Below are 25889 nucleotides of genomic sequence, written 5' to 3'. Positions count from 1 at the left end.
TTAATGGCCCTTTCTCTTCTCCACATCACGATGAGATACATGAACACTATACTCTGGTTTCAAATGTTTCCCAAGGTATTCTGTAAGCGTAACAGAACGATGCTGTCCACCTGTACATCCAATTGCAATTACAAGTTGACTTTTGCCTTCTCTTTTATAATGAGGCAACATGAAAGTAATCAGATCCGTCAACTTCTCTAAAAACTTATGTGTCTCATTAAATTTCAGTACATACGAAGAAACTTCTTCATCTAGTCCTGTTAATGGCTTCATATGTGGAATGTAATATGGATTTGGTAAAAAACGAACATCAAATACTAAATCTGCATCAATTGGAATACCGTACTTAAATCCAAATGACATAACATTTACACGAAATGCTTGCTCAGTTTCTGTTGAGAACAAGTGAACAATTTTTTCACGTAATTCTTTCGGTTTTAAATCCGATGTATCAAGCACAATATTCGCTCGTGCCTTCATATCTGTTAATAAATCGCGCTCTGCTTCGATTCCCTTTAACGGCAAACCAGTTGGTGCAAGTGGATGCGAACGTCTCGTTTCTTTATAACGAGTTACAAGCGTACTATCTTTCGCATCTAAAAATAAAATATGAGGAATAATCCATGTACGTTCTGATAAATCATCAAGCGCTCCCCATAAATGTTCGAAAAACTCGCGGCCACGTAAATCAATACCAAGTGCCACTTTATTCATTTTCCCTTTTGAATCCGCCATAAGTTCAATAAACTTTGGCAATAACATCGGTGGCAAATTATCTACACAAAAATATCCTAAATCTTCAAAACTTTGTAAAGCTACTGTTTTTCCAGCTCCAGACATCCCTGTAATAATTACCATTTTTATATCATTATTCTCTGTCATCGTATCCTCTCCTTGACGGTTTAACTCGGATCTAATCGATATGAAAGCAACTCAAAATCTGGGGTATATACAAATGTACCGTAGATTATGCCATTTCCTTTAATTAAGTAATCAATAATGTGATAATCTCCTGGCGCCATTGCTAAATCATCAATTTTGTCAAATGTATGCCAACCAATGATGCCTTCTTCGCTCTCTAGTTTGTTTTCTCCTGCAAAATCTGTCGCTAAAAAGGAGAACATCATCCATTCAGAAACAACTTTATCACCTTCTTGGATGACAAAGGTGAAGACCCCCTTTAACGCTGGGTTTTTCAAATAAATACCTGTTTCTTCACGATACTCGCGAACAACGGAATCTCTTACAGTCTCACCACGCTCCATTTTCCCGCCTGGTGCAACCCACCAATTTCGGCGAGGTTTTTGGAGTAAGAGTACTTCATTATCTCTAATTAACACACAGTTTGTCACTCTTTGCATGTTTCTTCACCTCAGCTACTTGCAGTAAAATTCCTCACTGCATACTTCTTTCATTATACTATCAAAAACAGTTTGCTACAACGAAGGAGCCAGTCCTCTTTCGTTAAGCATATGCTACTCAACAATTTTAAAAAAGCTTTCTATAACAAGCAATGTAAATGCTTAGACTTTCAATGAATAGCATAAAAAATCCCCTTAACGATTTTTATCGCCAAGGGGATTAAAGCCTTTATTTCTTACCGAAATAAGTAACAATCGCAAATCCTAAAATAAAGGTAATAATCGAACTTATAATTGAAAATCCGCCAGTCGGAATCCCAGGGAACACAATTACAATCGAACCGATTACAAGTCCAATAATTGCCGCAAATGTCATACTTTTATAACGATCTAATAAAAAACTAATGCCTTTACTACTTACAACAAATCCGACCATAACACCAGCACCGATAACCACGATTAAAGGTAAATTAAGTGTAGTTAAAGCGTTAATTGCTGTTGGATACACACCAATAATTAATAAAATAAACGATCCACTAATCCCAGGAAGCAGCATGGCCATACTAGCCATCCATCCTGCGAAAAATAAACCAATTGCATTTAAAATTGTTAACGTCGTAATTGGATCTGCTGCCTTATCTGGTTTAAAGAAAGCTGTAATCGCAACAAGAATTGCTGCAACTATTAATAAAACAATGTGCTTACCTTTAAACGATGACTTTGCATCAGCTTCTCTCATTAACATCGGTAATATACTAATAATTAAACCGAGGAAGAAAAATTGAGTCGGTTCATAATGATTTGCAAGTAAATATTTAATAACGTGACTTAACGTTAAAAATGCTGTTGCCACACCAGCTGCAAGGGGAATTAAAAATCCTAAATGTTTTTTCCATTCACGACTAAAGAATCCACTAATTGCCGCAAGCAATTGTTCATAAATCCCTAACACAACAGCGATTGTACCGCCGCTCACACCAGGAATTAAATCACTAACGCCCATACAAAATCCACGATATATATTACGCCATTCCATACTGAATAAATTCCTCATTTCTTATAGTGATTTTTTCCGTAAAGTCCAGTATATCAATAAGAAAGCTTATAATCCTAATATTTTTTGACAAAACTTTGACATTTTCAAACAAAAAAAGAAGAAAGCTCCTGTCGGTAGCTTTCTTCTCACAAGGTATATTATCCCTTATTTTTCTGATACAGTTTTTAATTCCTCTAATAATTCTTCTACGTAATGTTGAGCACTTTGTGCTGCAATACTACCGTCACCTGTTGCAGTTACAATTTGACGAAGCATTTTTTCACGAACATCACCAGCTGCAAAAATACCAGGAATTTTCGTTTCCATACGTTCGTTCGTTTCAAGGTAACCATTTTCATTTGTAATACCTAGTTCAACAAATGGTTTTGATAATGGTAACATACCGATGTATACGAATACGCCGTCAGTTTTGACTTCTTTCTCTTCTCCACTGTTTACGTCAACAAGTGTTACACTTCCTACTTTACCACTTGCTTCGTTGATTTCTTTTATAGTATGGTTCCAAATGAAATCTACTTTTTCATTTTGGAAAGCACGGTCTTGTAAAATTTTCTGTGCACGAAGCGTGTCACGACGGTGAACAATCGTTACTTTTGATGCAAAGCGCGTTAAGAATACACCCTCTTCAACAGCAGAATCTCCGCCGCCAATTACGATAAGTTCTTTTTCTTTAAAGAATGCCCCGTCACATACTGCACAATATGATACACCACGGCCGCCAAGTTCTGTTTCACCCGGTACACCAATTTTTTTATACTCTGCACCGCTTGCAACGATAATTGCACGTGCTTTATATTCTTTTTTACCAGCAATAATTGTTTTGTATTCTTTACCATCGATGACTTCTTTCACATCACCGTATGCATATTCAGCACCAAATTTCTTCGCATGCTCAAACATTTTATTTGATAAGTCTGGTCCTAAAATAGACTCATAACCTGGGTAGTTTTCTACATCTTCTGTGTTTGCCATTTGGCCACCTGGAATACCACGCTCAAGCATTAATGTGCTTAAATTTGCACGAGATGTATATACTGCAGCTGTCATACCAGCTGGTCCTGCACCAATAATAACGACATCATAAATTTTTTCTTCTGACACACTATTCACTCCTATCCATTCCTACACAATTAAGTTACCCTCATTATACTGTTAGCATCATTTTTTTCCCAATGATTTGCTTATCTTATGTGTGCGTACGCTTAACAGCTTGCACATACTTTCGGACAGTCGCTACAGATACATTATATACATCTCCAAGCTCCGACTGTGTCATTTTATTTCCTTGTTCGCCGCGTACAATGTATTCAATCGCAGCTGACCAGCCGTACACATTTGTAAATATATCTCCAGATGTATATAAACGTATGAACGTACAAAACCAAAAGTGTAAACACTCTTCAATTAATTCATCATCTTTTTTCGTATAATTGTATAATGCATCCGCGATTCGTACGCACTGCTCAAATTGTTGTAAATCAGCTGGAATACTCTTATGACTATTAAGTAAAAAGAAGTAATTTGCAAGTTGTGATACGATGGGAACACCGTTCTTCGCTTGCGTTATATCAAAGAAGAATCCAACCTTCTCCGGCGTTGACAATTCATTCATTAAATATAAAGCCAGCATTTGTTCTTCTAACGTCGCACTTTGCTGAAATGATTTTCGTAATTCTTCAAATAGCAAACTTTGTCCTTCATCTGCTAAATTCAGCGCATTCCAGGGCTCTTTTCCTTTTTTATCAGGGTGCAATTCCACGACATGTTGCCACATTTTTTCAGCTAGTTGCTGATCTTTCACCATATAAGCAGAATATGCAAACCAATAATAAAAACTAACGTCTCCCTCGTATCCTTGACGCTTTAATAATTTGAACCATTTATATGCATGCTCGAAATAACCAATCGTTGCAAGTGTGGTTCCCAGTTTCAAACGATGTTCAAATGAAATCGGATATACTGAAACTAGCTGTCCCGCTAACGCTTCTACTTGTTTATGCTCTCCAATTGAATATAGAAAAATAAGCGTATTACAAAGCGCATGTATATTACCAGGATTTTTCTCTAAAATCATTTCTGTTAACTTCAGTGCCTTGTCTACATTGCCAGATTGAAAATGTGCAATGGCTAAATTATTATGACCTGACCAAAATTCCGGATAATCTTTCGTAACAATTTCTAATGTAGCAATTGCTTCTTCCAATTGTCCATTACGAATATAACGATTCGCTTCTTCCTGCATAACAATTAAATCATCTTCATCTTCAATCTCTTCCGCACCCATTGCTTCTTCTTCCATAATCTCAAGAAGTTCTAATGTATCTTCTACGAATTCCTTCTCTTTTGCAAATTCTAAATAGCGATCCGCATATTTCTTCGCCTGTTGAAATAACCCCATATATGCATAATTATTTGCAATAAAATAATAGCACTGTTCAAGTTCTGGATTAGATCTAACTAACTTTAAGAAGATTTGATTCGATTCTTGATATTCACCAGCCTCAGATAATACTGATGCTAATTGACATAAAATAAACGGCTCCTTCTCACTTTGTGCCGCTCTTCGAAAATATTTAATTGCATCTTGCAATTTTTGCCCTTTGTAAGCTCTCATCCCTTTTTTATAAAAGAAGTCCGCTAGCTGATTAAAAGAGATAACTTGTCCGTTCTCCTTATATATTCTTTGATTTTTCCCCATATATCCTCCAGTTTTTTGTTTTCTTCGTTCACACATTCTTCTATCTATAAGTATAAACGATTCCGTAAAAAACAAAACAGTATATTCTACTCAATTATTTCCTTTTTATTCATAAAAAAAGAAGAGAAATGTTACATTTTCACCATGAACCTTCTCTTGCGGTCATTTGCTCTTTCGTATAAATAATACGCATTGGATTTCCACCTACGAAAGCTCCGCTCGGTACATCTCTATGAACAAGTGTGCCAGCTGAGACAGTCGCACCATCTCCAATTTTCACACCTGGTAATATTGTTACATTCGCTCCAATCATCACTTCATTTCCAATGATGATTTCCCCAAGTCGATATTCACGAATTAAATATTCATGTGCTAAAAGCGTTGTGTTATAACCAATAATCGAATTCTCTCCCACAGTTATCTTTTCTGGGAACATAATATCCGGCATTACCATAAGTGCAAATGATGTTTTCTTTCCTACTTTCATCCGTAAAAAAGTACGGTACAACCAATTCTTCACAGATAAAAATGGCGTGTAACGCGCAATTTGGATAATAATAAAGTTTTTCATTACCTTCCAAAAAGACACTGTTTTATACACATTCCATAATGAATTTCCTCCTGAAACAGGATAGCGCGTTGTCCGTCGCACTTAGCTCGCTCCTCTACTAACTTACTTGGACCTTTATGAACGGTTCATATTAGACAAAATCGGTAGCAAATCACTCATTTTATCTAGCATAAAGTCCGGCTTGTAAGCTTCTAAATACGCTCTACCTTTCAACGTCCATGAAACCGCAGCTGTTTTCGTCCCCGCATTTTGACCACCGACAATATCATGATGATTATCCCCAACCATCAATGCCTCTTCTGGTTTTGCATCTAATAATTCAAGCGCTTTTTGAAGTGGCTCTGGATGTGGTTTCACATGCTCTACATCATCAATTGTCACGACAACATCAAAAAATTCATCAAGCTTTGACAACTGTAATCCCATCTCAACGGTTTGTCTCGCTTTCGTTGTAACAATACCAACTTTATAACCTTGCTTCTTCAACTCTCGAACTGTTTCATATACAGTTTCATATTCTTCTACTAATTCATCATGATGATCATGGTTAAATTCGCGATAGCTTGTAATCATCTCTTCAACCTTACTTTCATCAATCTTGCTGAAAGTATCATGCAAAGATGGACCGATAAATGGCAACACATCTTCACGCTTATATTGATTTGGATAATATGTATGTAAAGTATGTAAAAAAGAAGAAATAATAAGTTCGTTTGTATTAATTAAAGTTCCATCTAAATCAAATAACACTGTATTTATTCTCATTGCCTTAGTCCTTTCGCTTTCCTGAATATGAAAGAAGCAGCATCTTACAATAAGATGCTACTTTTCTCTAATTTTCCGAATATCTTTTATCAGCTTGCCCCATTTTTCGTCTCACAATAATGAAAATAATAGAAATAACAACAAGTCCAATTGACATTACTTGTGCAATACGAAGTGGTCCTAGCATTAAACTATCTGTACGTAAGCCTTCTACGAAGAAGCGTCCTACTGAATACCAAATTAAATATGTGAAGAATAATTCCCCGCGGCGTAAATTCACTTTTCTTAATGCAAGTAGTAAAATTACACCTACAAAATTCCATAATGATTCATATAAAAACGTCGGATGATAGTACACACCCTCAATATACATTTGATTAATAATGAAATCTGGTAAATGAAGACCTTCTAAAAACTGTCTCGTTACTTCATCACCATGTGCCTCTTGGTTCATAAAGTTTCCCCATCGGCCAATTGCTTGTCCTAGTAAAATACTTGGCGCAGCAATATCCGCCAACTTCCAGAATGAAACCCCGCGTCGCTTTGCAAAAAGAATTCCGGTAATAACCGCTCCGATTAAACCACCATGAATCGCCAAGCCACCTTGACGAATATTAATAATTTGACTCGGGTTTTGCGCGTAATATTCCCATTCAAAAATAACATAATACATTCTCGCAAATAGAATAGCGATCGGTACTGCAATTAATACAAGGTCAACAAATGTATCTTTTGGAATACCTAGCCTTTCTCCCTCGCGAGTTGCTAGCCAAAGACCTAATAGCACACCTGTACCGATAATAATCCCGTACCAATAAACAGGAAACGGCCCAAGTTGGACAGCTACGCGGTCAAGCTGCGGTACAGAACCTAACAGCATATGTATGACCTCCCTCTCCAATGTTTACTCCTGATTCCCTAACTCAATCGCACTCATTAATCGTTCTGAGAACTGCTGTGCTGCATTGACTCCCATACGTTTTAAACGGAAGTTCATCGCTGCTACTTCAATAATAACAGCCAAGTTTCGACCAGGACGAACTGGAAGTGTAATCTTCGTAAGTTCTGTATCAATAATTTTCATCTTCTCTTCATCAAGACCTAAGCGATCATAATTTTTCTTTTGATCCCAAATTTCAAGATTAATAACAAGTGTAATACGCTTATAATTTCGCACTGCCCCTGCACCGAATAACGTCATAACGTTAATGATACCTAGACCACGAATTTCTAATAAATGCTCAATTAAATCTGGTGAGCTTCCTACTAATGTGTCTTCATCTTCTTGGCGAATTTCTACACTATCATCCGCAACAAGGCGATGGCCACGCTTCACAAGTTCAAGAGCTGTCTCACTTTTACCAACACCACTTTGACCTGTAATTAAAACACCAACACCGTAAATATCCACTAATACACCATGAACAGCAGTTGTTGGTGCTAGCTTACCTTCTAAATAATTGGTTAAACGACTTGATAATCTCGTTGTCGTTTGAGAAGAACGTAATAAAGGCATGCCTGATTCACGTGATGCTTGTAATAACTCATCTGGTACATCTTGATTACGAGTTATAATAATACATGGCGTCTCCTCGGTACAAAGCGCTTTCATTCTCTCTTGTTTTTGTTCTGTCGTTAACGTATCAAAGAACGTAAGCTCCGTTTTTCCAAGAAGCTGCACGCGATCAGCTGGATAATATGTAAAGAATCCTGCCATTTCAATTCCAGGTCGTGATAAATCACTTGTATCAATCGGACGATGAATTCCTTCCTCACCACTTATTAACTCCAATTGAAATTGTTCAATTAAATCTTTTGTCCTTACTTTTGGCATATGTATAAACCTCCACTCCGCTGCGGGTTCAGTCTCGTTTGATGTAAAATTCCATTCTACCGGATATTGTACCATTTTTTTCTGGAAACAAGAAATACGGTTTCTGATAAATAGAAAAAAACATTTCATACGAATAATGAAATGTTTTTCTTTTTGTCATTTTCTCTTTTTTTCATATAGAGGTTCCACAATTACCTTTTCAATAATCATATTAAAAATTGAAATACAAATTGCCGCAACAATCGCTACACCAAATCCTGATATATTAAAAGCATCTCCTAATAATGAATCTGCTATTTTTAACGTAATCGCATTAATAACAATTAAGAAGAAGCCGAAAGTTACAACAGTAATTGGTAGCGTAATTAAAATTAAAAACGGCTTTACGAACACATTTAAAACAGCCAAAATAATACTCGCAATAATTGCAGTTTGTATATTCGCTACGTAAAACGCGTCTGGTGCAATCCCTTTTAAAAGTCCCGATACAGCGATTAACACAACGCTATTTACAAGAAGTGATACAATCCATCTCATTTTCTTACACATCCTTTTAACATATATATTTCATCATACGCTAATAGACAATAAACGCAAGTATCATACAAATACTTATACCAACTTATTCTACTCTTCACGCTTGTATACCTACCAACATTTCTTTGTGAAATAGGGACCACACCATCTATGTTCATGAGTTTTTACAAAAGTCCAAGTGAAATCTTTATCTACAATATAGATATCACCTTTATACGCATCATCTGTCTCACACAATGTATCATCCATATGTAATAAACTCGCATCCTTTATTAATAGTACCTCATCACAGTGTTGGTAGAAAATGTAGCACTCCTTTTTCACTTCATTATGAAACGCGCTCTCTGCTTCTATTCCTTCTAAGCACTTCTTTTTCTCATAACTAAATATGTGCCAAAGATATCCACATACATACTTATCTCCGTAAAAAAAAATGTCTTCTTTTTCTTCATCACTTAAATGGTTTGCAAAGTTATTCTCCCAGCGCTTCCGAAAATATACACCCCACTTTTGGAACTTTCTTACCTTCATATTCTTCTTTCGCAACACATCTAAAAACTCCATCATCTCCCCCTATACAATAAAAACCGAGCGTCATTTCCACTCGGTTTTCATCAATAAACTTATTGCGATAACTCTACTTCTTTTATTTTCTCTTTCATTCTTGCTTTATCACGATTTAAAATCTCTTTTAAATACTTACCAGTATACGAGCGCTCTTCTTTTACTACTTGCTCTGGCGTTCCCGAAGCGACGATTTGTCCACCTTTGTCCCCGCCTTCTGGTCCAAGGTCAACAATATAATCAGCTGTTTTAATCACATCTAAATTATGTTCAATTACAAGTACCGTCTCACCACTCTCAACAAGACGTTGCAGCACTTCTAGAAGACGTGCAATATCATGCGCATGTAAACCAGTCGTTGGCTCATCTAAAATATATAACGTACGACCTGTAGAACGGCGGTGTAATTCAGAAGCTAATTTCACACGCTGTGCTTCCCCACCAGATAATGTTGTTGCTGGTTGACCTAATTTCATATAACCAAGCCCAACATCTACAAGCGTTTGAAGTTTACGCTTAATTTTAGGAATATTGGCGAAGAATTCTACTCCATCTTCAATTGTCATCCCTAACACTTCAGAAATATTCTTATCTTTATATTTCACTTCTAACGTTTCACGATTATATCGTTTACCGTGACAAACTTCACACGGAACATACACATCTGGTAAGAAATGCATTTCGATTTTAATAATTCCATCTCCACGGCACGCTTCACAACGGCCACCTTTTACGTTAAAGCTGAAACGTCCTTTTTGATATCCGCGCACTTTAGCTTCGTTCGTTTGTGCAAACACATCACGAATATCATCGAATACACCTGTGTACGTCGCTGGATTAGAACGTGGTGTACGACCAATTGGCGATTGATCAATATCAATTACTTTATCTAAATGTTCAAGACCTTTAATCTCTTTATGAGTACCTGGCTTCGCTTTCGCTTTATATAACTTTTGCGCTAACGATTTATATAGTACTTCATTAATCATCGTACTTTTACCTGATCCAGATACACCTGTTACCGCTACAAACGTACCGAGTGGGAATGACATCTTCGCGTTCTTTAAGTTATTCTCTTTTGCGCCGACAATCTCCACTTTACGTCCGTCACCTTTACGTCTTTCAAGTGGAACTGGAATAAACTCTTTACCGCTTAAATATTTTCCTGTTAACGAATTATCATCTTGCATCACTTCAGCTGGTGTCCCTGCCGATACAACTTGCCCACCGTGAATACCTGCACCCGGTCCGATATCAAGTAAATAATCAGCAGCCATCATTGTATCTTCATCATGCTCAACAACGATTAATGTATTACCTAAATCGCGCATTTCTTGCAATGTACGAATAAGACGATCGTTATCGCGCTGATGTAAACCGATAGAAGGCTCATCAAGAATGTAAAGTACGCCAGTAAGACGAGAACCAATTTGCGTCGCTAAACGAATACGCTGCGCCTCACCACCTGATAAAGTTCCTGCGGCACGACTTAACGTTAAATAATCTAAACCGACGTTCACTAAGAACCCAACGCGCTCTTGGATTTCTCTTAAAATTAAATGAGCAATTTTTTGTTGTTTCTCCGTTAGCTCCACATTCGAGAAGAATTCCTGTACTTCTTGAACAGAATACTTCGTTACATCAGCAATCGTTTTATCACCAACGAAAACAGCTAAACTCTCAGGCTTTAAGCGTCCACCTTTACACTTCGGACAAGCTTGCTCTGCCATATACTTTTCCATTTGCTCACGGACATAATCAGAACTCGTTTCACGATAACGACGTTCGATATTTGGAATAACACCTTCAAATAAAATCTCATTTTCCTTTACTTGACCAAATTCATTTACATAGCGGAAATAAACTTTCTCTTCACCGCTTCCGTACAACACTTTATCAAATAAATCTTTCGGTATATCTTTCACAGGCACATCCATATCAACGCCGTAATGATTACATACAGATTGTAAAAGCTGTGGGTAATATTGTGAGCTTGTCGGTTCCCATGGAGCAATCGCATGTTCATTTAATGATAAATCCCAGTTCGGAATAACAAGTTCTAAATCTACCTCTAGCTTTGAACCAAGTCCATCACAAGAAGGACATGCTCCGAACGGACTGTTGAATGAGAACATACGCGGCTCTAATTCTCCGATTGAAAAACCACAATGCGGACAAGCATGATGTTCACTAAATAGAAGTTCCTCTTCTCCCATTACATCGATTAACACTCGGCCTCCGCCAAGCTTTAATGCACTTTCAAGTGAATCAGCAAGACGGCTTGCGATTCCTTCTTTTACAACAATACGGTCAATTACAACTTCAATGGAATGCTTCTTATTTTTATCTAACGTAATCTCTTCAGACACATCAAGCATTTCACCATCAACACGTACACGAACATACCCTTGCTTCTTAATATCTTCAAGTACTTTCACATGCGCTCCTTTACGCCCAGACACGATAGGCGCTAACACTTGTAATTTCGTACGCTCAGGATATTCAAGAACACGGTCTACCATCTGCTCGACTGTTTGTGATGTAATTTCAATCCCATGATTCGGACAAATTGGCGTACCAATTCGTGCAAATAATAAACGTAAATAATCATAAATCTCCGTCACTGTTCCGACAGTTGAACGTGGATTACGACTCGTCGTTTTTTGATCGATTGAAATCGCTGGTGACAATCCTTCAATCGTATCTACATCCGGCTTATCCATTTGTCCTAAAAACTGGCGCGCATACGCAGATAACGATTCTACATATCTGCGCTGCCCTTCTGCATAAATCGTATCAAATGCTAATGATGATTTCCCCGAACCAGACAATCCCGTTACAACAACAAGCTGATTTCTCGGAATGGTTACATCAATATTTTTTAAGTTATGTGCTCTAGCACCTTTTACAACGATAAAATCCTTGCTCTTACTCACTCTTTTCACCCTTCCGCTTTTAATTCTAATAGTAAATCTCTTAGTTCAGCTGCACGCTCGAAGTCTAACGCTTTTGCTGCTTCTTTCATCTCTGCTTCCATCTTCGCAATTGTCTTTTCGCGCTCTTTTTTCGTCATTTTCTTAGCTGGAGTTGCTTCGTATGTTTCTGTCTCTTCAGCCGCTGTCGTTGCACGGATTACATCACGAACGCCTTTTTGAATCGTTTTCGGCGTGATACCATGCTCTTCATTGTAAGCTTCTTGTATAGTACGACGACGCTGCGTTTCTTCAATCGCAATTCCCATCGATCTCGTTATGCGATCTGCGTACATAATAACGCGGCCGTTTTCATTACGCGCCGCACGACCAATCGTTTGAATTAACGAACGTTCTGAACGCAAGAACCCTTCCTTATCTGCATCTAAAATCGCTACAAGTGATACTTCTGGAATATCTAATCCTTCTCGTAATAAGTTAATACCGACAAGTACATCAAACTTACCAAGGCGAAGGTCACGAATAATTTCAATACGTTCTAACGTTTTAATTTCAGAGTGAAGATAGTTCACTTTAATTCCTACATCTTTTAAGTAATCCGTTAAATCCTCTGACATTTTCTTCGTTAAAGTCGTAATTAGTACACGTTCATTTTTTGCAATACGATCTTGAATCTCTCCTAATAGATCGTCAATTTGACCTTCAATAGGTCGTATATCGATTGGTGGATCTAAAAGCCCTGTTGGACGAATAATTTGTTCTATTACTTCTGGTGACTGCTCTAACTCGTACGGTCCTGGCGTCGCCGAAACGTAAATAACTTGATTTGTTTTCTCCTCAAACTCATCAAACATGAGCGGTCTATTATCTAAAGCTGACGGAAGACGGAATCCATGATCCACAAGCACTTGCTTACGTGCTTGGTCCCCGTTATACATCGCTCTTACTTGTGGCACTGATACGTGCGACTCATCCATAACAATTAAGAAATCTTCCGGGAAATAGTCCAATAACGTATACGGTGTTGCACCCGCTGGACGAAGTGTTAAATGACGGGAATAGTTTTCAATCCCTGAACAAAAGCCCATCTCGCGCATCATTTCTAAATCATAACGTGTACGTTGCTCTATACGCTGTGCTTCTAGCAACTTACCGTTATCATTTAATTCCTTTAAACGCTCTTCTAATTCTTTTTCGATATTTTCAATAGCGACCTTCATTTTCTCTTCACGTGTAACGAAGTGAGATGCTGGGAAGATTGCTACATGATCACGTTCTGCTAATACTTCACCTGTTAACGCATTTACTTCACGAATACGATCAATTTCATCGCCGAAAAATTCAATCCGAATACAATGCTCATCAAGTGATGCTGGGAAGATTTCAACTACATCTCCGCGCACACGGAATGTACCACGCTTGAAATCAATATCATTACGTCCATACTGTACATCAACAAGTTCACGAAGCAATTGATTGCGGCCCTTCTCCATACCAACTCGAAGTGACACAACTAACTCGCGGTATTCTTCAGGAGAACCTAAACCATATATACACGATACACTCGCAACGATAATTACATCGTCCCGTTCAAATAATGCAGACGTTGCCGAGTGACGCAATTTATCAATTTCATCATTAATCTGCGCGTCCTTTTCAATAAACGTATCTGTTTGTGGTACATACGCTTCTGGCTGATAATAATCGTAATAACTAACAAAATATTCAACTGCATTATTCGGGAAAAAGTCTTTTAGCTCACTATATAACTGACCTGCTAATGTTTTATTGTGAGCCATGACAAGTGTTGGCTTTTGCACTTCTTTAATGACATTTGAAATCGTAAATGTCTTACCCGTTCCTGTCGCTCCAAGCAACACTTGCTTTTTCTTTCCACTATTAATTCCCTCTACAAGCTTCTCTATAGCTACCGGCTGATCACCTTGCGGGGAATACGCTGAGACAATTTCAAATTGACGTTCCAAGAAAATCCGACCTCCTCATAAAAATCTGTATTATTATTTTACCACGAATACCTATAAAAAACCTAAAAAAACGAACAGATATTCGGTAAAGTTTTCGACAATATACACATAGAAAAAGGAAGGAGTAAATACTTCCTTCCTCTACTAACTCTATTTTTTAGGTACATATACTAAGTCATATCCATTGCGCCCATTTTCATTCACACAGTCTATTAACCTATAAGCCGTTTGCGATTCACGCTGCTCTTTAACAATCCTTTTACAGCTATCTTTATATAACCTTTTATCCTCACCAGCAAATTTGTCTTGTCTACTATCTAACACATAAAGGATATCTTTCCCACTATGCTCTAACGTTTGAAAAACCGGGTCACCTTCATCGGTATACTGTACAATTCTTATTTCATCAACTTTCCCTTGTTCCACATTCCAAACGAACTGCTCGAATTTATCTAGATTGGAAATCCTGGTTCCCTTTACAATGACATCATTCTTCTTGTTAATTGTAGTGTTAGATGGTGCACATGCTACTAAACTAAAGAGAAATAGACATATAAAACTGATTCTTTTTCCTATTGTCATCCTCTCCTATAAAAATTATTTGTATACCCAAAAGCTACTTTCAACTATGAAAGTAGCTTTTCTTTTCCTTTCTCCTTCTTCGGAAAAATCACATATGAAAATGAAATCGCTGTATCAACTAAAAATATAATTGCCCACACTTGGCTCACGCGACTTGCAGCTTTATTTAAAACGATTCCCGATTCTAACCAATTACCCCATTGTTCAAACGAAATAAATCCATACGCAAAGAAAAAGAATATGTGCACACCAACGAATAAAACAAGATGTAATACCCAATTTTTTATTTCCTGCTTCGCATAGGCCATACCTGTTAATTCTACGTGCTCTTCCATAATTGGCGCTGGTTCATTACGCCATTTCGCAACTAGCTTTTGCGCAAATATATCCAGCTTCTTCAAATCCTTTTTCCCGTAGAAAACTGCATACAATAAAATAATTACAGTAATGATTTGAAAATTAGAGAACTTTCCTGTTTGATAATAGTCCACTACCCCTAATGTTAAAATAAACACTTCATTTACGAGGAGTACAATCCCCATAATAAAGCTCGCCTTTTTCAAACGGAATCCGTAACGGAGTAAAAAGAAACCGATAGCTGATAACCAAAATACAATTTCTGCCCCAATTAAAAAATACCAACGATATTCTGCGAGTATACTCATTTATCCTTCTCCTTTTCATCATAAATACGAAAAGCTTCATCCATATATATTAAAAGTTCTTCTTCAATTGGATACATGCTCATTTTCTGTGAATCTTCCTTCGATTTTCTAACTTCCCATAACTTATCTAAAAATGCTTCGTCACCATTAGCCATTTCTAAACACTTCTGCATTAATTTTTTCGTTGCCCCTTGTACCTCATCATTAGCAGCTTCTTTACCTTCCTTCATAAAAGTACGGAATTGCTTTAATAAATCTACCCATTCTAAAACATTCGGATCTTCTTCACTCATATTCGGCAAATTGTGAAGCAACTTTTGTTCTTCCTTTGAAAACACTTCATTTTGGAATATTTCACGTATACGAGGAGACTGTTTCGAAAGCTGAATAAGTTCAAACATAACTTTCCAATCAAGATCTCCCTCCACATCTACCGAATAAACAACAGCTTGTAAAACACGCTCCATTCGATTAAATTTCTTTTGTTCTTCCTGTACAAACCGAAGTTGTTTTTCAAGAGAATCCTTTAAGTTAAGCTCACCTTTTACTAACATATTCGCAGCCTCTTTTAATGAAAATCCCATTTCCTTTAAAAATAAAATTTGTTGCAGCCTTATTACGTCAACTTCACTATATAAACGATGCCCACCTTCTGTTTTCCCGCTCGGCTTTAACAAATCTATTTGATCGTAATAACGTAATGTACGTACTGTAACCCCTGTTTCTCTCGTCAATTCTTGTATTGAAATCACTACCATCACCTCTTCCCCTTCATTATAAAAGATGACGTTACGTAACTTTCAAGTAATTTGTAAAAAAATACAAAAAGCTGTTTATACAAAGTGTATAAACAGCTTTTATGGAAATAACCCCTTTTGTATGGCGCGCCCACAAAATAAAATAAGTGCTCCAACAACAACACTCGTTGCCGTTTTATGATAATGGGCTAATACTAATAAATAATACGTTAAACCTACAGTACCAATCATAATACAAATACTTGGCACTGGATTACGAGAAAAGTTTTGCATTCCCCAAAGAAGCGCAAATATAGCTGTAGCGACACATAACACCGGTAATTCCATCCCAGTTCCCCTTTTTCTATCTATTATTCTTTGTTGCTAACACGCTCGTTGATGCCATACTTATTAATAAACCAAAACCAATCCTTATATATTTAAACGTTTAATTTAATTGAAATCTCTCAAGCTTGTCAGTTATTTTCTTTCTCCTTACTCCAGCGTAAAGATTTCCTCCACCTTCACTCCAAAATATTTGGCGATTTTTAAGGATAGCTCTAGACTCGGGTTGTAATGATGATTTTCAATCGCCACGATCGTCTGCCGCGTCACCTGCATCGCCTTTGCCATTTCAACTTGCGTTATATGATTTTGCTTTCTTAATTCTTTTATTATATTTTTCACACCCATAGAATCCACCTTCAAAAGTAAAGATATCTTTACTTGAATTATAAGTATTTTCCAGTTTTAAGCAAAGATATCTTTACAAATTTTAGAAAAACGTTTCACTGAACATCTACTCTAACGAAGTACAAGAGTAATTCAATTTATATCAGCGTTTTTTTAATATATCGACATCGATAGCACTATAAGCATAAGAAAGAAGCTGTCCCAAAATATCTTTTGGAACAGCTTCTTCGTCCTACTACATAAATCCTAACGCATATACAAGAACGTATCCAAGAATAGAAAGGCAAACCGAGCCGATCAGCCCCGCCACGAATGCTTTACTTCCTAACTTACGGAACGTTTTAAACTCTACATTTAAACCAAGCCCCGCCATCGCCATTGCGATTAGCATATAAGCAATGACAACAATGTATCCCGCAACAACTTCTGGAATAATCCCAAGCGAATGCACTGCACTCATTGCTAAAAACCCGAAGATGAACCACGGAATTGGAAGTTCGCGCCATGATCTTTTTTCCTCGCTACCTTCACTCTTACCAAACCATAATCCGATTAAAATCGCTACTGGCACAAGCATTGCAACGCGCGTTAGCTTCACGATAACTGCGATATCTACAGCCGTGCTTCCTCCTGGCGCCGCAGCTGCGATGACATGAGCGATTTCGTGAAGCGTCGCACCTGAGAATACACCGTAACCGTATGGAGATAAACCAAGCACTGGATATAATAACGTATAAATAAGCGTAAATATAGTACCTAAAATTGCGATAATCGCTGCTCCAACTGCTGTTTCGTCATCTTTTGCTTTCACTTGCGGTGCAATTGCCACGACCGCTGCCGCACCGCAAATTGCTGTTCCACAAGCTGTTAAAATTCCGAGTTTCTTTTCTACTTTAAATACTTTCGTTAGTCCATATACAACGAAAATCGTAAATGCAATAACAACCGCAGCGATGACCAATACTTTCGGCCCTGCCTTCGCAATATCAACAAGATTTAATCGCATTCCAAGTAAGATGATCCCAAAGCGAAGTAACTTCTTACTCGCGAAATTCGTTCCAGCTATCGCTTCTTGTGGAACTCCGATAGCTGCTCGCCAAACCATCCCAATTAGAATAGCAATTACTAATTGTCCCATAATATTTAAAAATGGAAGCTCTGCTAAATATTTCGCGGCAATTGCGATTAATAATGTAATCCCAATTCCTTGCGAAAATCCAAAGCCCTTCTTCTTTTGTATAACAAGTGTTTGTTCCACTTTGAACCACTCCAATAATCGTATTGGAACATGCATGTTCTTTCTACTTACATTATAAGAGAGTTTCTATAATAAGTTTAATATCAATATTGAATCTCTATCATCAGAAATACTTATGATAAGATGATAGAAAAAGAAAGGAGCCCATTACATGAACGTAGACATTTTAAAAATATTTGTTACTGTCGTTGAACAGAAACACTTCTCACGTGCAGCAGAATTATTAAACCTTTCACAACCTGGCGTAAGTATGCATATACGCAACTTAGAAAACGAATTTGGCACTACTCTTATTCAGCGCTCCCCAAAGCACGTCCAAGTGACGGAGGCTGGAAACATACTATATATACATGCAAAGCAAATGCTCTCTCTTTACGAAGAAGCCAAACAAGAAATTAACGAATTACATAACGTTGTAACAGGAACTCTTCGCATCGGTGCTAGTTTCACAATTGGCGAATACTTACTTCCAAAAATACTGGCTAACTATGCGAATGAAAATCCACACGTCGAAGTTCATACCTTTATCTCAAATACAGAAGACGTTTTACAAAGCCTTCGCTCTAATCAAATCGATATCGGCTTAGTGGAAGGGCAAGTCGTATTCGCCGACGTTGACGTTGAAACGTTTATGCAAGATGAAATGAAGCTCGTCGTTCCGCCAAATCATCCACTGCTCCGCACAAATGAAATAAATGAAAGTACACTCCAAGATCAAGTATGGGTATTAAGAGAAAGTGGTTCTGGTACACGTGCTTATAGTGACCGCTTTATTCATCAACACCATTTGAAAATGAAACGATTCTTTACATTTAGTAGTATCCAAAGCGTTAAGGAAGCAGTTAGTGCCGGACTTGGCATCGCTATACTTTCTGATTGGACTGTACGAAAAGAGCTATTGGCAAAAGAGCTATTCCACGTCGAAGTTCCAAATGAACAACTCATCCGTCCATTCTCCATCGTGCGCGGCAAATACTTCATCCCGTCTAAAGCCATTCAGGTGTTTTTAAATCATGTAGACTCTTTTGCGAAAAAACAGCATTGACCTTCACATTAGTGTGAAGGTTTACAATACATGTAAAAGGAGTGAAACACATTGCGAATTGGAGAATTATCAAAAGAAACTGGCGTTAGTGAAAGATCACTAAGACATTACGAAGAAAAGGGACTACTCCCTTCTAAGCGCCTCGCAAATGGCTACCGTGATTTTAATGAAAGTGCCATCGAAAAAGTAGAACTTATTCAAATGTACTTACAAATTGGCTTAAATTTAGAAGAGACGGCAAGGATGCTGCGTTGCCTTGCAATTGAACCGCACCTATACGACAATCCGTGCAGCAGCATTCTTACGCTTTATGAAGATAAGCTCAATGAAGTAACAAAGCAAATCTCATTGCTTTCCAACATCCAAACAAATTTGCAAAAACACGTTTCACTCCTAAAACAAGCAAAAGAAAAGGGATGATTACATGTTTGTTATACATGGCAGTTCAAGACAAAACGGAAATACAGAAGCTTTAACACATATGATGATAGAGGGCATTGAAACAGAACAAATTCACTTGCGAGACCATACAGTCCATCCTATTACAGACCAACGTCATGATGCAGAAGGATTCCAACCTGTAAATGATGATTATGAGCAGTTAACGAAACGCATGTTAGAGCACGACACAATTATCTTTGCTACACCGCTATACTGGTACGGAATGAGCGGACATATGAAAAACTTCGTCGATCGTTGGTCACAAAGCTTGCGCGATACATCTCTTCATTTCAAAGAAAAAATGAAAGGCAAAAAAATGTATGTTGTCATCGTTGGCGGAGACAATCCTAAACTGAAAGCATTGCCGCTTATCGCTCAGTTTCAATACATCTTTGATTTTGTTGGTTCATCATTTGAAGGATATATTATTGGGGATGCGAATGGACTAGATGAAATCCAAAACGATGCTGAGGCGCTGGCAAAAGCACAATTGTATAATAATAAATTCAAAAATAGCGAACAGAAATAAGTTTGACAAACTATTTAGACTTAGCAACGCAAGAAGAATTAGAAATTATGTTACAAGAATACCCTGGCACAATACTTTTCATTAGCCATGACCGTGCCTTTATTCGCTCTGTTGCAGACCATATTCTACAAGTAGATGAGAGTGAACCAAGAATATTCCATGGTAATTACGAGCAATACACAAAAAGAACAACCGGGGATTCTGTAAACGTTACTGAACAAGAATTATTACGATTACAAACAAAATTAACAGAAATCATCGGCCGAATTTCCATACCAAATCATCACGATGACATCACATCTCTCGAACAAGAATACGAAACATTATTAGTTCAAATCCGAAAATGTAAAGAAGCGCTCTAATGTCTTCCCTATATATCGACAAGGCCTTCCGCATTTCCCAAGAAATATTGGAAATTCGACACAGAATAGCATTAATAAAAGTGAAAAAACCGTGCATCAGCACGGCTTTTTCACTTTTATATACGGACAGCAGTCCCGCTCACCGCAACCATTAACATCCCTTCGCGAACTACTTCGTAATCCACGTCGATACCAACAATTGCATTCGCATTTTTTTGTCTTGCGAAAGTTTTCATTTCTTCCATTGCGATGTCGCGCGCTTCTTTTAATTTACTTTCATAAGCACCCGCGCGGCCGCCGACAACGTCACGAACAGAAGCGAAAAGGTCACGAACGATATTCGCGCCCATAATCGCTTCTCCATTGACGATATCGATGTACTCAATAATTTCTTTTCCTTGAATTGTAGACGTTGTTGTTACAATCATGCTTTATAGCCTCCCATATAAGATTTTCACTTACTTATGGTGCACTAATTCAGCAGAAATTATATTTATGAACTGAACTGAGCTTCGTATAATCGGCTGTATCCTCCGCCTTGCTCAATTAGTTCCTCATGCGAACCTTGTTCTGCAATACCATCTTTATTTACAACGACGATACGATCTGCATTTTTAATCGTTGCAAGCCTGTGAGCGATAACTAATGTTGTACGGCCGACAGATAGTTCTGCAAGCGATTTTTGAATCGCTAGTTCCGTCTCTGTATCTAATGCAGAAGTCGCTTCATCTAATATTAAAATTGGTGGGTTTTTCAAGAACATACGAGCAATCGCTAGACGCTGTTTCTGTCCACCAGAAAGTTTCACACCACGCTCACCGATAACGGTATCTAAACCGTCTGGTTGTGAGTAAATTAAGTCTTCTAACTGCGCACGTTTTACCGCCTGCCAAATTTCAGCTTCTGACGCCTTTAAATTTCCGTAAGCAATATTTTCACGAATCGTTCCTGAGAATAAGAACACATCTTGCTGCACAATTCCAATTTGTTTACGAAGTGAAGATAATGTCATATCTTTCGTATCAATACCATCAATTTGGATTGAACCAGACGATTGTTCATAAAAACGTGGGAGTAAACTACATAACGTTGTTTTTCCAGCTCCTGATGGTCCAACGAACGCAACCGTTTCACCTGCATGTATGTTCAAACTAATGTCATTTAAAATCGGTTCTTTATTTTCATATCCGAACGTAATGTTGTTATATTGAATATCACCATGTACATGTTTAACTTCCATCGCACCTTTAGAGTCTACAATATCTGGCTCTGTTTCAAGAAGCTCTACATATCTCTTAAAACCAGCGATCCCTTTCGGATAGCTTTCGATTACCGCATTAATTTTTTCAATGGGGCGGAAGAAAATATTCGTTAATAGAACGAATCCAATAAATCCACCGTACGTTAATTCACCTTGCAGAACAAACCATGTACCGCATATTAAGACGAAGAGTGTTACGAGACGCATGAGCATATAACTAATCGATGAATTTAATGCCATAATTTTATACGCCATTAATTTCGTTGTGCGGAAACGAGCGTTGTTAACAGCAAATTGCTCTTTCTCAAACTTTTCATTTCCGAATGCTTGTACTACGCGAATACCACCAACATTATTCTCAATACATGCATTGAAATCAGCAACGTCTGAGAATAAACGTCTAAATGTACCTGTCATTTTTTTGTTGAAGTAAAGTGCTAACCATAATAAGAATGGAATGACGAAGAACGTTAATAGCGCTAACTTCCAGTTGATCATCATCATAAATGAAAATGCCCCAACTAAAGTCATAATAGCGATAAATAAATCTTCTGGTCCATGGTGAGCAATTTCCCCAATTTCCATTAAGTCGTTTGTAAGACGTGAAATTAAATGACCTGTTTTATTATTGTCAAAAAATCTAAATGATAGCTTTTGAATATGATCAAATAATTTCTGCCTCATATCCGTTTCAATGTTAACACCAAGCATATGTCCCCAATATGTAACAACATATTGTAAGCCTGCATTTAATATATACACTGCAAGTAAACCGAAACAAGCCCATAAAATAAGCGTCCAGTTTTGTCCTGGCAATAACTTATCAATAAATTGATTTACGATAAGCGGGAAGCCAAGTTCTAGTAATCCTGCGACAACCGCACAAGAAAAGTCGAGTATAAATAAACCTTTATACGGTTTATAGTAAGAAAAAAATTTACGCAGCATATCTTACCTCCATTTTCCAAAATTAAAAAGACTCTCTAAATGATAACCATTATCAAATAATTATTCAAGTTATCCGTCTATGAAACTAAAAATAAGATTTTTGGTATTTGTCATTTTTTCCAGAGAGTCGATATATTCAAATAATCGCCGATATAAATTTCATTTACTAACTACCCTCCCCCCAAACAAAAAAAGGTACCACCACAAGGTGATACCATTCCTTCTATTACATCGCTTCCGAATCCCACTCATGCTCCTGCTCAACGAATACAATACCTAATTCGTGATGTCCACCAGCATATAATGCAGTTTGTGCAAGACGAAGCTCACCATTTGTATCTAATACTTCTAATTTACAAAATGCTCCTGTCGTCTTCGTTTGAAGCGCATCATAAAATTCCTCGGCGCTTTTTGGAATGACTCCATTTACTTTCGTAATAATTTCTCCAGGTAGTAATTTTAGCTCTGCTCCAATTGTATTTGGGATTGTATCTAGTACAACGAGCCCATCATTGCGTGCAGCAAAATACGCTGGTCTTGTTTCATCAGTAATTTTCTCTTGCATCGAAATTGTGAAACGCCCAAGCATTGCGACTCCCATCGCGATAATTGCAAGTACATGCCACCAGTAACTTGCGATTCCTAAAACGAGCACAAGTCCTGCTAACCCATAAACACGTCTTCCTGTAAATAATAAAGCTTCCGTCGGCTCATAACTTTTAATCTTTCTCATAAATCCAATTAAAAATGGAACGAGAAATAGAGAATATGTATTTGAACCTATTGAAACGACAGGCCACCATGAAATAAACTGCGTTACCGCATCACCCGGTACAAGAATAAAAATAGGAACGATCCATAAACGCTTTGATTCGTGTAAACCAATCTTTAATCCACGCTTCCCCTTCCTAATCTTCGGTGTAGAATATCCTACTGCGTTTTTAGAAATCAATAAGCCTTCTACAATAAGCATAACGCCTAGCAAAATAGCAAGGGATACAATGGTATTCTCTTCACCTTCTCGAAGCTGTAAGAAGGAAACTGGTAGCTTAGAAGATAATAGAACACATACAATCGCAACGCTAAATGTATAAGCCGCCGATAAATATCGATACATAGCCGTTAATCCAAATAGTAATGTCCAAATTAAAATGGCCCATAAGCTTGCTTTAGAAACAACAAGTCCAAGCCCAATCGTAATAATAGATACTACTAATCCGTATCCAATCCCTGCAAATAGAGAGGTTCGCAGTTCAAACCAAATATCATAAACTTTAAAAGAAAAATCTTTTCGTTCTCTTAACATACGTAAGTATCCAACGAAGATACTACTTATTACAAATATATAGACAGCAGGGTGTAAGAAAAAACGTCCAACTGCCCGCATTATTTCAAAAATCCACGACTCCACGAACTCATTCACCACCATTTATATCATTCTTTCTTTTTATATTATCATAACTAAACAAACGTTTGTTTAACACAAAAAAATACAGGCAGCAAACTGCCTGTATTTCTTCTTATTTTGCCATTAATTTTAATGCTGACTGTAATTGTAGATCATTTTCTCCAGAACGGATTTTTTCAATAATTTTAGTTTGAATCGCTTCAGCTGTCTTTTTATCAAGCTGTCCTGTCGCTTCCATTTCATTCGCATTTTGGAATGCTTTCAGCGCTGATTCTGTCTCTTTACTAAAGTATCCATCTTCACGACCTGGTACATATCCTAAGCTCTTAAGCATTTCTTGAGCATGTTTTACTTGTACATCATTTGAATTGTATGAAAGTGTTTTTTCAATTTGAATTGGTGTCGCATGATAATAATTTGGTTGCTTCACTTCTACTGTTGGCGCGATTCCTTTTTTATGAATCCAGTTCCCATCCGGTGTTAACCATTTAAACATCGTTAATTTAATGTTGCTGCCGTCTTTAAATGGAACAGCTTGCTGGACAGTACCTTTACCAAATGTCTTTTCACCAATTAAATCGTATCCTTCTCCTTCTTTCAGTGCACCAGCTAAAATCTCTGAAGCAGAAGCACTTCCATTATCAATTAATACTGAAATTGGATATGGTTTTCTCTCTTTCAGTTCCGTAGAGAATTTCTTCTTCTCACCATTTCGCTGCTCTACTTGTAGCATCGGCTTTTTATTCGTCATAATTTCTCCCAGTATATCTTCTACACTATTTAAATAGCCACCAGGATTACCACGCACGTCAATAACTAAGCCTTTTATATTTTTCTTCTCTAACTCTTTTAACTGATCCTTAAATTCCTTCGCTGTATTTTCAGCAAAAGAAGTGATTTGCATATAACCGATATCTCTTCCGCTCTCTTGCTTCACAGAACTAAACACTGTAAAGATCGGAATTTTTTCACGCTTAATTTTAAATACAATCGGATCAGTTACTCCCGCACGTTTAATTTCAATTGCGACAGTCGTTCCTTTTTTACCACGGATCTTTAATACTGCTTCTTCACGTGATAAGTCTTTCACACTGTTTCCATCTACAGATAAAATTTGGTCATTCGGTTTAATTCCTATCTTTTCTGCTGGTGAACCTTTAATTGGTGATACGATAATAAGCTTATCGTCCGTTTTGTTCACCTCAGCCCCAATCCCCTCTAATTCAGGATCAAGCGATTCACTAAACTGTTTGGCTGTTTCTTTATCCATATACGTGGAATAAGGGTCCTTCAGCGTAGACAACATGCCTTGTATTGCACCTTCAACTAACTTTTCATCTTTCACGTCTTCCACATAACGTGAATCAATTAGTGCATACGCCTCATTAATTTTTGCCAAATTCCCTTGCGCAGTGCTAGCATTCCCACTCGAAATTGTTTGCGTTACTTCTGCTGGGTTAACCCCAAATACAGACATGCCTGCAAACATTCCGCCAGCACCAATTAAAAATGCAACAACCATTCCAATAATTGCAACTCTACGTTTCAATGCGGAATTCCCCTTTCCAAAACACACAGGTGGTGTAGCAAAAGGCATCACACAGTGTGTGATGCCTTTACCTATTTCTACTATATGATAAGCTTGTACGAATTAT

General features: G+C 37.4%; 27 protein-coding genes. 4 read left to right on the top strand and 23 right to left on the bottom strand.

All coding sequences use genetic code 11. The annotated features are described in order from the left end of the window. The 19 genes from rapZ to ASE54_RS27660 all read right to left on the bottom strand — a co-directional run bounded on the left by rapZ (position 1) and on the right by ASE54_RS27660 (position 18240). Positions 1–882, bottom strand: a complete 882-nt coding sequence (rapZ, locus tag ASE54_RS27750; protein WP_000138458.1) for an RNase adapter RapZ — start codon at positions 880–882, stop codon at positions 1–3. Between the two features lie 20 nt (positions 883–902). Next, positions 903–1361 carry an 8-oxo-dGTP diphosphatase gene (locus ASE54_RS27745; RefSeq protein ID WP_001190080.1) on the bottom strand — a complete coding sequence of 153 codons (459 nt, stop codon included), beginning with the start codon at positions 1359–1361 and terminating at the stop codon, positions 903–905. 229 nt (positions 1362–1590) lie between these two features. After that, a complete protein-coding gene (locus tag ASE54_RS27740) occupies positions 1591–2397 on the bottom strand; it encodes a DUF368 domain-containing protein (protein WP_000455207.1) in 807 nt (268 codons plus the stop codon). A 165-nt stretch (positions 2398–2562) separates the two neighbouring features. Beyond that, positions 2563–3519: a thioredoxin-disulfide reductase gene (gene trxB, locus ASE54_RS27735; RefSeq protein WP_001288077.1), complete on the bottom strand. Its 957-nt coding sequence runs from the start codon at positions 3517–3519 to the stop codon at positions 2563–2565. 85 nt (positions 3520–3604) lie between these two features. Next, positions 3605–5116 carry a tetratricopeptide repeat protein gene (locus ASE54_RS27730; protein ID WP_000517718.1) on the bottom strand — a complete coding sequence of 504 codons (1512 nt, stop codon included), beginning with the start codon at positions 5114–5116 and terminating at the stop codon, positions 3605–3607. 139 nt (positions 5117–5255) lie between these two features. Further along, positions 5256–5768 carry a DapH/DapD/GlmU-related protein gene (locus tag ASE54_RS27725; protein ID WP_001255086.1) on the bottom strand — a complete coding sequence of 171 codons (513 nt, stop codon included), beginning with the start codon at positions 5766–5768 and terminating at the stop codon, positions 5256–5258. Between the two features lie 33 nt (positions 5769–5801). Then, positions 5802–6452 (bottom strand): pyrophosphatase PpaX, encoded by a 651-nt coding sequence (gene ppaX, locus ASE54_RS27720; RefSeq protein ID WP_003256046.1) that lies wholly within the window; start codon positions 6450–6452, stop codon positions 5802–5804. Between the two features lie 67 nt (positions 6453–6519). After that, entirely contained in the window at positions 6520–7332 is an 813-nt protein-coding gene (gene lgt / locus ASE54_RS27715) for a prolipoprotein diacylglyceryl transferase (protein ID WP_000924241.1), read from the bottom strand. 24 nt (positions 7333–7356) lie between these two features. Then, positions 7357–8286, bottom strand: coding sequence for an HPr(Ser) kinase/phosphatase (gene hprK / locus ASE54_RS27710; RefSeq protein ID WP_001127251.1), 930 nt, complete (start codon positions 8284–8286; stop codon positions 7357–7359). 156 nt (positions 8287–8442) lie between these two features. Beyond that, positions 8443–8823: a phage holin family protein gene (locus ASE54_RS27705; RefSeq protein WP_001267311.1), complete on the bottom strand. Its 381-nt coding sequence runs from the start codon at positions 8821–8823 to the stop codon at positions 8443–8445. 111 nt (positions 8824–8934) lie between these two features. After that, on the bottom strand, positions 8935–9387 hold the full coding sequence (locus tag ASE54_RS27700; protein ID WP_000394721.1) for a DUF4275 family protein: 453 nt from the start codon (positions 9385–9387) through the stop codon (positions 8935–8937). Positions 9388–9446: 59 nt separating this feature from the next. Continuing rightward, positions 9447–12323, bottom strand: coding sequence for an excinuclease ABC subunit UvrA (gene uvrA / locus ASE54_RS27695; protein ID WP_000045589.1), 2877 nt, complete (start codon positions 12321–12323; stop codon positions 9447–9449). 5 nt (positions 12324–12328) lie between these two features. After that, positions 12329–14305: an excinuclease ABC subunit B gene (gene uvrB, locus ASE54_RS27690; protein ID WP_000441066.1), complete on the bottom strand. Its 1977-nt coding sequence runs from the start codon at positions 14303–14305 to the stop codon at positions 12329–12331. Between the two features lie 150 nt (positions 14306–14455). Then, on the bottom strand, positions 14456–14887 hold the full coding sequence (locus tag ASE54_RS27685) for a DUF4362 domain-containing protein (protein WP_000151993.1): 432 nt from the start codon (positions 14885–14887) through the stop codon (positions 14456–14458). 44 nt (positions 14888–14931) lie between these two features. Further along, complete coding sequence (locus tag ASE54_RS27680; protein ID WP_000025208.1) at positions 14932–15552, bottom strand: hypothetical protein; 621 nt, start codon at positions 15550–15552, stop codon at positions 14932–14934. Continuing rightward, on the bottom strand, positions 15549–16310 hold the full coding sequence (locus ASE54_RS27675) for a MerR family transcriptional regulator (protein ID WP_000260349.1): 762 nt from the start codon (positions 16308–16310) through the stop codon (positions 15549–15551). Before ASE54_RS27675 ends, ASE54_RS27680 begins: the two co-directional genes overlap by 4 nt. Before the next feature lie 99 nt (positions 16311–16409). Then, positions 16410–16637: a hypothetical protein gene (locus tag ASE54_RS27670; RefSeq protein WP_000422656.1), complete on the bottom strand. Its 228-nt coding sequence runs from the start codon at positions 16635–16637 to the stop codon at positions 16410–16412. Positions 16638–16784: 147 nt separating this feature from the next. Further along, positions 16785–16982 (bottom strand): helix-turn-helix transcriptional regulator, encoded by a 198-nt coding sequence (locus ASE54_RS27665; protein ID WP_000538356.1) that lies wholly within the window; start codon positions 16980–16982, stop codon positions 16785–16787. Between the two features lie 235 nt (positions 16983–17217). Beyond that, the gene (locus ASE54_RS27660; RefSeq protein WP_000438421.1) at positions 17218–18240 is read right to left on the bottom strand and encodes a YeiH family protein; all 1023 of its coding nucleotides are present in this window, start codon (positions 18238–18240) and stop codon (positions 17218–17220) included. A 151-nt stretch (positions 18241–18391) separates the two neighbouring features. Between ASE54_RS27660 and ASE54_RS27655 the strand changes: the two genes are divergently transcribed. Genes ASE54_RS27655 through ASE54_RS27640 form a run of 4 tightly spaced genes read left to right on the top strand, consistent with a single transcriptional unit; the run spans position 18392 to position 20617 of the window. Next, the gene (locus ASE54_RS27655; RefSeq protein WP_001100014.1) at positions 18392–19285 is read left to right on the top strand and encodes a LysR family transcriptional regulator; all 894 of its coding nucleotides are present in this window, start codon (positions 18392–18394) and stop codon (positions 19283–19285) included. 51 nt (positions 19286–19336) lie between these two features. Beyond that, positions 19337–19705, top strand: coding sequence for a MerR family transcriptional regulator (locus tag ASE54_RS27650; protein WP_001219215.1), 369 nt, complete (start codon positions 19337–19339; stop codon positions 19703–19705). 4 nt (positions 19706–19709) lie between these two features. Continuing rightward, on the top strand, positions 19710–20255 hold the full coding sequence (locus tag ASE54_RS27645; RefSeq protein WP_000497616.1) for a flavodoxin family protein: 546 nt from the start codon (positions 19710–19712) through the stop codon (positions 20253–20255). Positions 20256–20257: 2 nt separating this feature from the next. Beyond that, complete coding sequence (locus ASE54_RS27640; RefSeq protein ID WP_000186323.1) at positions 20258–20617, top strand: hypothetical protein; 360 nt, start codon at positions 20258–20260, stop codon at positions 20615–20617. Between the two features lie 116 nt (positions 20618–20733). Here the strand turns inward: ASE54_RS27640 and ASE54_RS27635 are convergent, their stop codons facing one another. From ASE54_RS27635 to ASE54_RS27620, 4 genes are all read right to left on the bottom strand, one after another. Continuing rightward, the gene (locus tag ASE54_RS27635; protein ID WP_000637523.1) at positions 20734–21045 is read right to left on the bottom strand and encodes a heavy metal-binding domain-containing protein; all 312 of its coding nucleotides are present in this window, start codon (positions 21043–21045) and stop codon (positions 20734–20736) included. A 65-nt stretch (positions 21046–21110) separates the two neighbouring features. Then, on the bottom strand, positions 21111–22826 hold the full coding sequence (locus ASE54_RS27630) for an ABC transporter ATP-binding protein (RefSeq protein ID WP_000944606.1): 1716 nt from the start codon (positions 22824–22826) through the stop codon (positions 21111–21113). Between the two features lie 226 nt (positions 22827–23052). Then, positions 23053–24255 carry a PDZ domain-containing protein gene (locus ASE54_RS27625; RefSeq protein ID WP_003255226.1) on the bottom strand — a complete coding sequence of 401 codons (1203 nt, stop codon included), beginning with the start codon at positions 24253–24255 and terminating at the stop codon, positions 23053–23055. Between the two features lie 91 nt (positions 24256–24346). Further along, positions 24347–25831, bottom strand: a complete 1485-nt coding sequence (locus ASE54_RS27620; protein ID WP_002083587.1) for a S41 family peptidase — start codon at positions 25829–25831, stop codon at positions 24347–24349. Positions 25832–25889 lie beyond the last annotated feature (58 nt).

The sequence above is a fragment of the Bacillus sp. Root131 genome (assembly GCF_001429475.1).
Classification (GTDB): Bacteria; Bacillota; Bacilli; order Bacillales; family Bacillaceae_G; genus Bacillus_A; species Bacillus_A thuringiensis_S.
The sequence above is the reverse complement of the archived record's forward strand: the minus strand, read 5'-3'. Positions and strand labels throughout refer to the sequence as shown.

Excerpts from the sequence above, each read along its gene's own strand:
- rapZ (WP_000138458.1), bottom strand. The coding sequence starts at position 882 with ATGACAGAGAATAATGATATAAAAATGGTAATTATTACAGGGATGTCT.
- ASE54_RS27745 (WP_001190080.1), bottom strand. The coding sequence starts at position 1,361 with ATGCAAAGAGTGACAAACTGTGTGTTAATTAGAGATAATGAAGTACTC.
- ASE54_RS27740 (WP_000455207.1), bottom strand. The coding sequence starts at position 2,397 with ATGGAATGGCGTAATATATATCGTGGATTTTGTATGGGCGTTAGTGAT.
- ASE54_RS27730 (WP_000517718.1), bottom strand. The coding sequence starts at position 5,116 with ATGGGGAAAAATCAAAGAATATATAAGGAGAACGGACAAGTTATCTCT.
- ppaX (WP_003256046.1), bottom strand. The coding sequence starts at position 6,452 with ATGAGAATAAATACAGTGTTATTTGATTTAGATGGAACTTTAATTAAT.
- lgt (WP_000924241.1), bottom strand. The coding sequence starts at position 7,332 with ATGCTGTTAGGTTCTGTACCGCAGCTTGACCGCGTAGCTGTCCAACTT.
- hprK (WP_001127251.1), bottom strand. The coding sequence starts at position 8,286 with ATGCCAAAAGTAAGGACAAAAGATTTAATTGAACAATTTCAATTGGAG.
- ASE54_RS27705 (WP_001267311.1), bottom strand. The coding sequence starts at position 8,823 with ATGAGATGGATTGTATCACTTCTTGTAAATAGCGTTGTGTTAATCGCT.
- ASE54_RS27700 (WP_000394721.1), bottom strand. The coding sequence starts at position 9,387 with ATGGAGTTTTTAGATGTGTTGCGAAAGAAGAATATGAAGGTAAGAAAG.
- ASE54_RS27685 (WP_000151993.1), bottom strand. The coding sequence starts at position 14,887 with ATGACAATAGGAAAAAGAATCAGTTTTATATGTCTATTTCTCTTTAGT.
- ASE54_RS27680 (WP_000025208.1), bottom strand. The coding sequence starts at position 15,552 with ATGAGTATACTCGCAGAATATCGTTGGTATTTTTTAATTGGGGCAGAA.
- ASE54_RS27675 (WP_000260349.1), bottom strand. The coding sequence starts at position 16,310 with ATGGTAGTGATTTCAATACAAGAATTGACGAGAGAAACAGGGGTTACA.
- ASE54_RS27670 (WP_000422656.1), bottom strand. The coding sequence starts at position 16,637 with ATGGAATTACCGGTGTTATGTGTCGCTACAGCTATATTTGCGCTTCTT.
- ASE54_RS27665 (WP_000538356.1), bottom strand. The coding sequence starts at position 16,982 with ATGGGTGTGAAAAATATAATAAAAGAATTAAGAAAGCAAAATCATATA.
- ASE54_RS27655 (WP_001100014.1), top strand. The coding sequence starts at position 18,392 with ATGAACGTAGACATTTTAAAAATATTTGTTACTGTCGTTGAACAGAAA.
- ASE54_RS27645 (WP_000497616.1), top strand. The coding sequence starts at position 19,710 with ATGTTTGTTATACATGGCAGTTCAAGACAAAACGGAAATACAGAAGCT.
- ASE54_RS27635 (WP_000637523.1), bottom strand. The coding sequence starts at position 21,045 with ATGATTGTAACAACAACGTCTACAATTCAAGGAAAAGAAATTATTGAG.
- ASE54_RS27630 (WP_000944606.1), bottom strand. The coding sequence starts at position 22,826 with ATGCTGCGTAAATTTTTTTCTTACTATAAACCGTATAAAGGTTTATTT.
- ASE54_RS27625 (WP_003255226.1), bottom strand. The coding sequence starts at position 24,255 with ATGGTGGTGAATGAGTTCGTGGAGTCGTGGATTTTTGAAATAATGCGG.
- ASE54_RS27620 (WP_002083587.1), bottom strand. The coding sequence starts at position 25,831 with ATGCCTTTTGCTACACCACCTGTGTGTTTTGGAAAGGGGAATTCCGCA.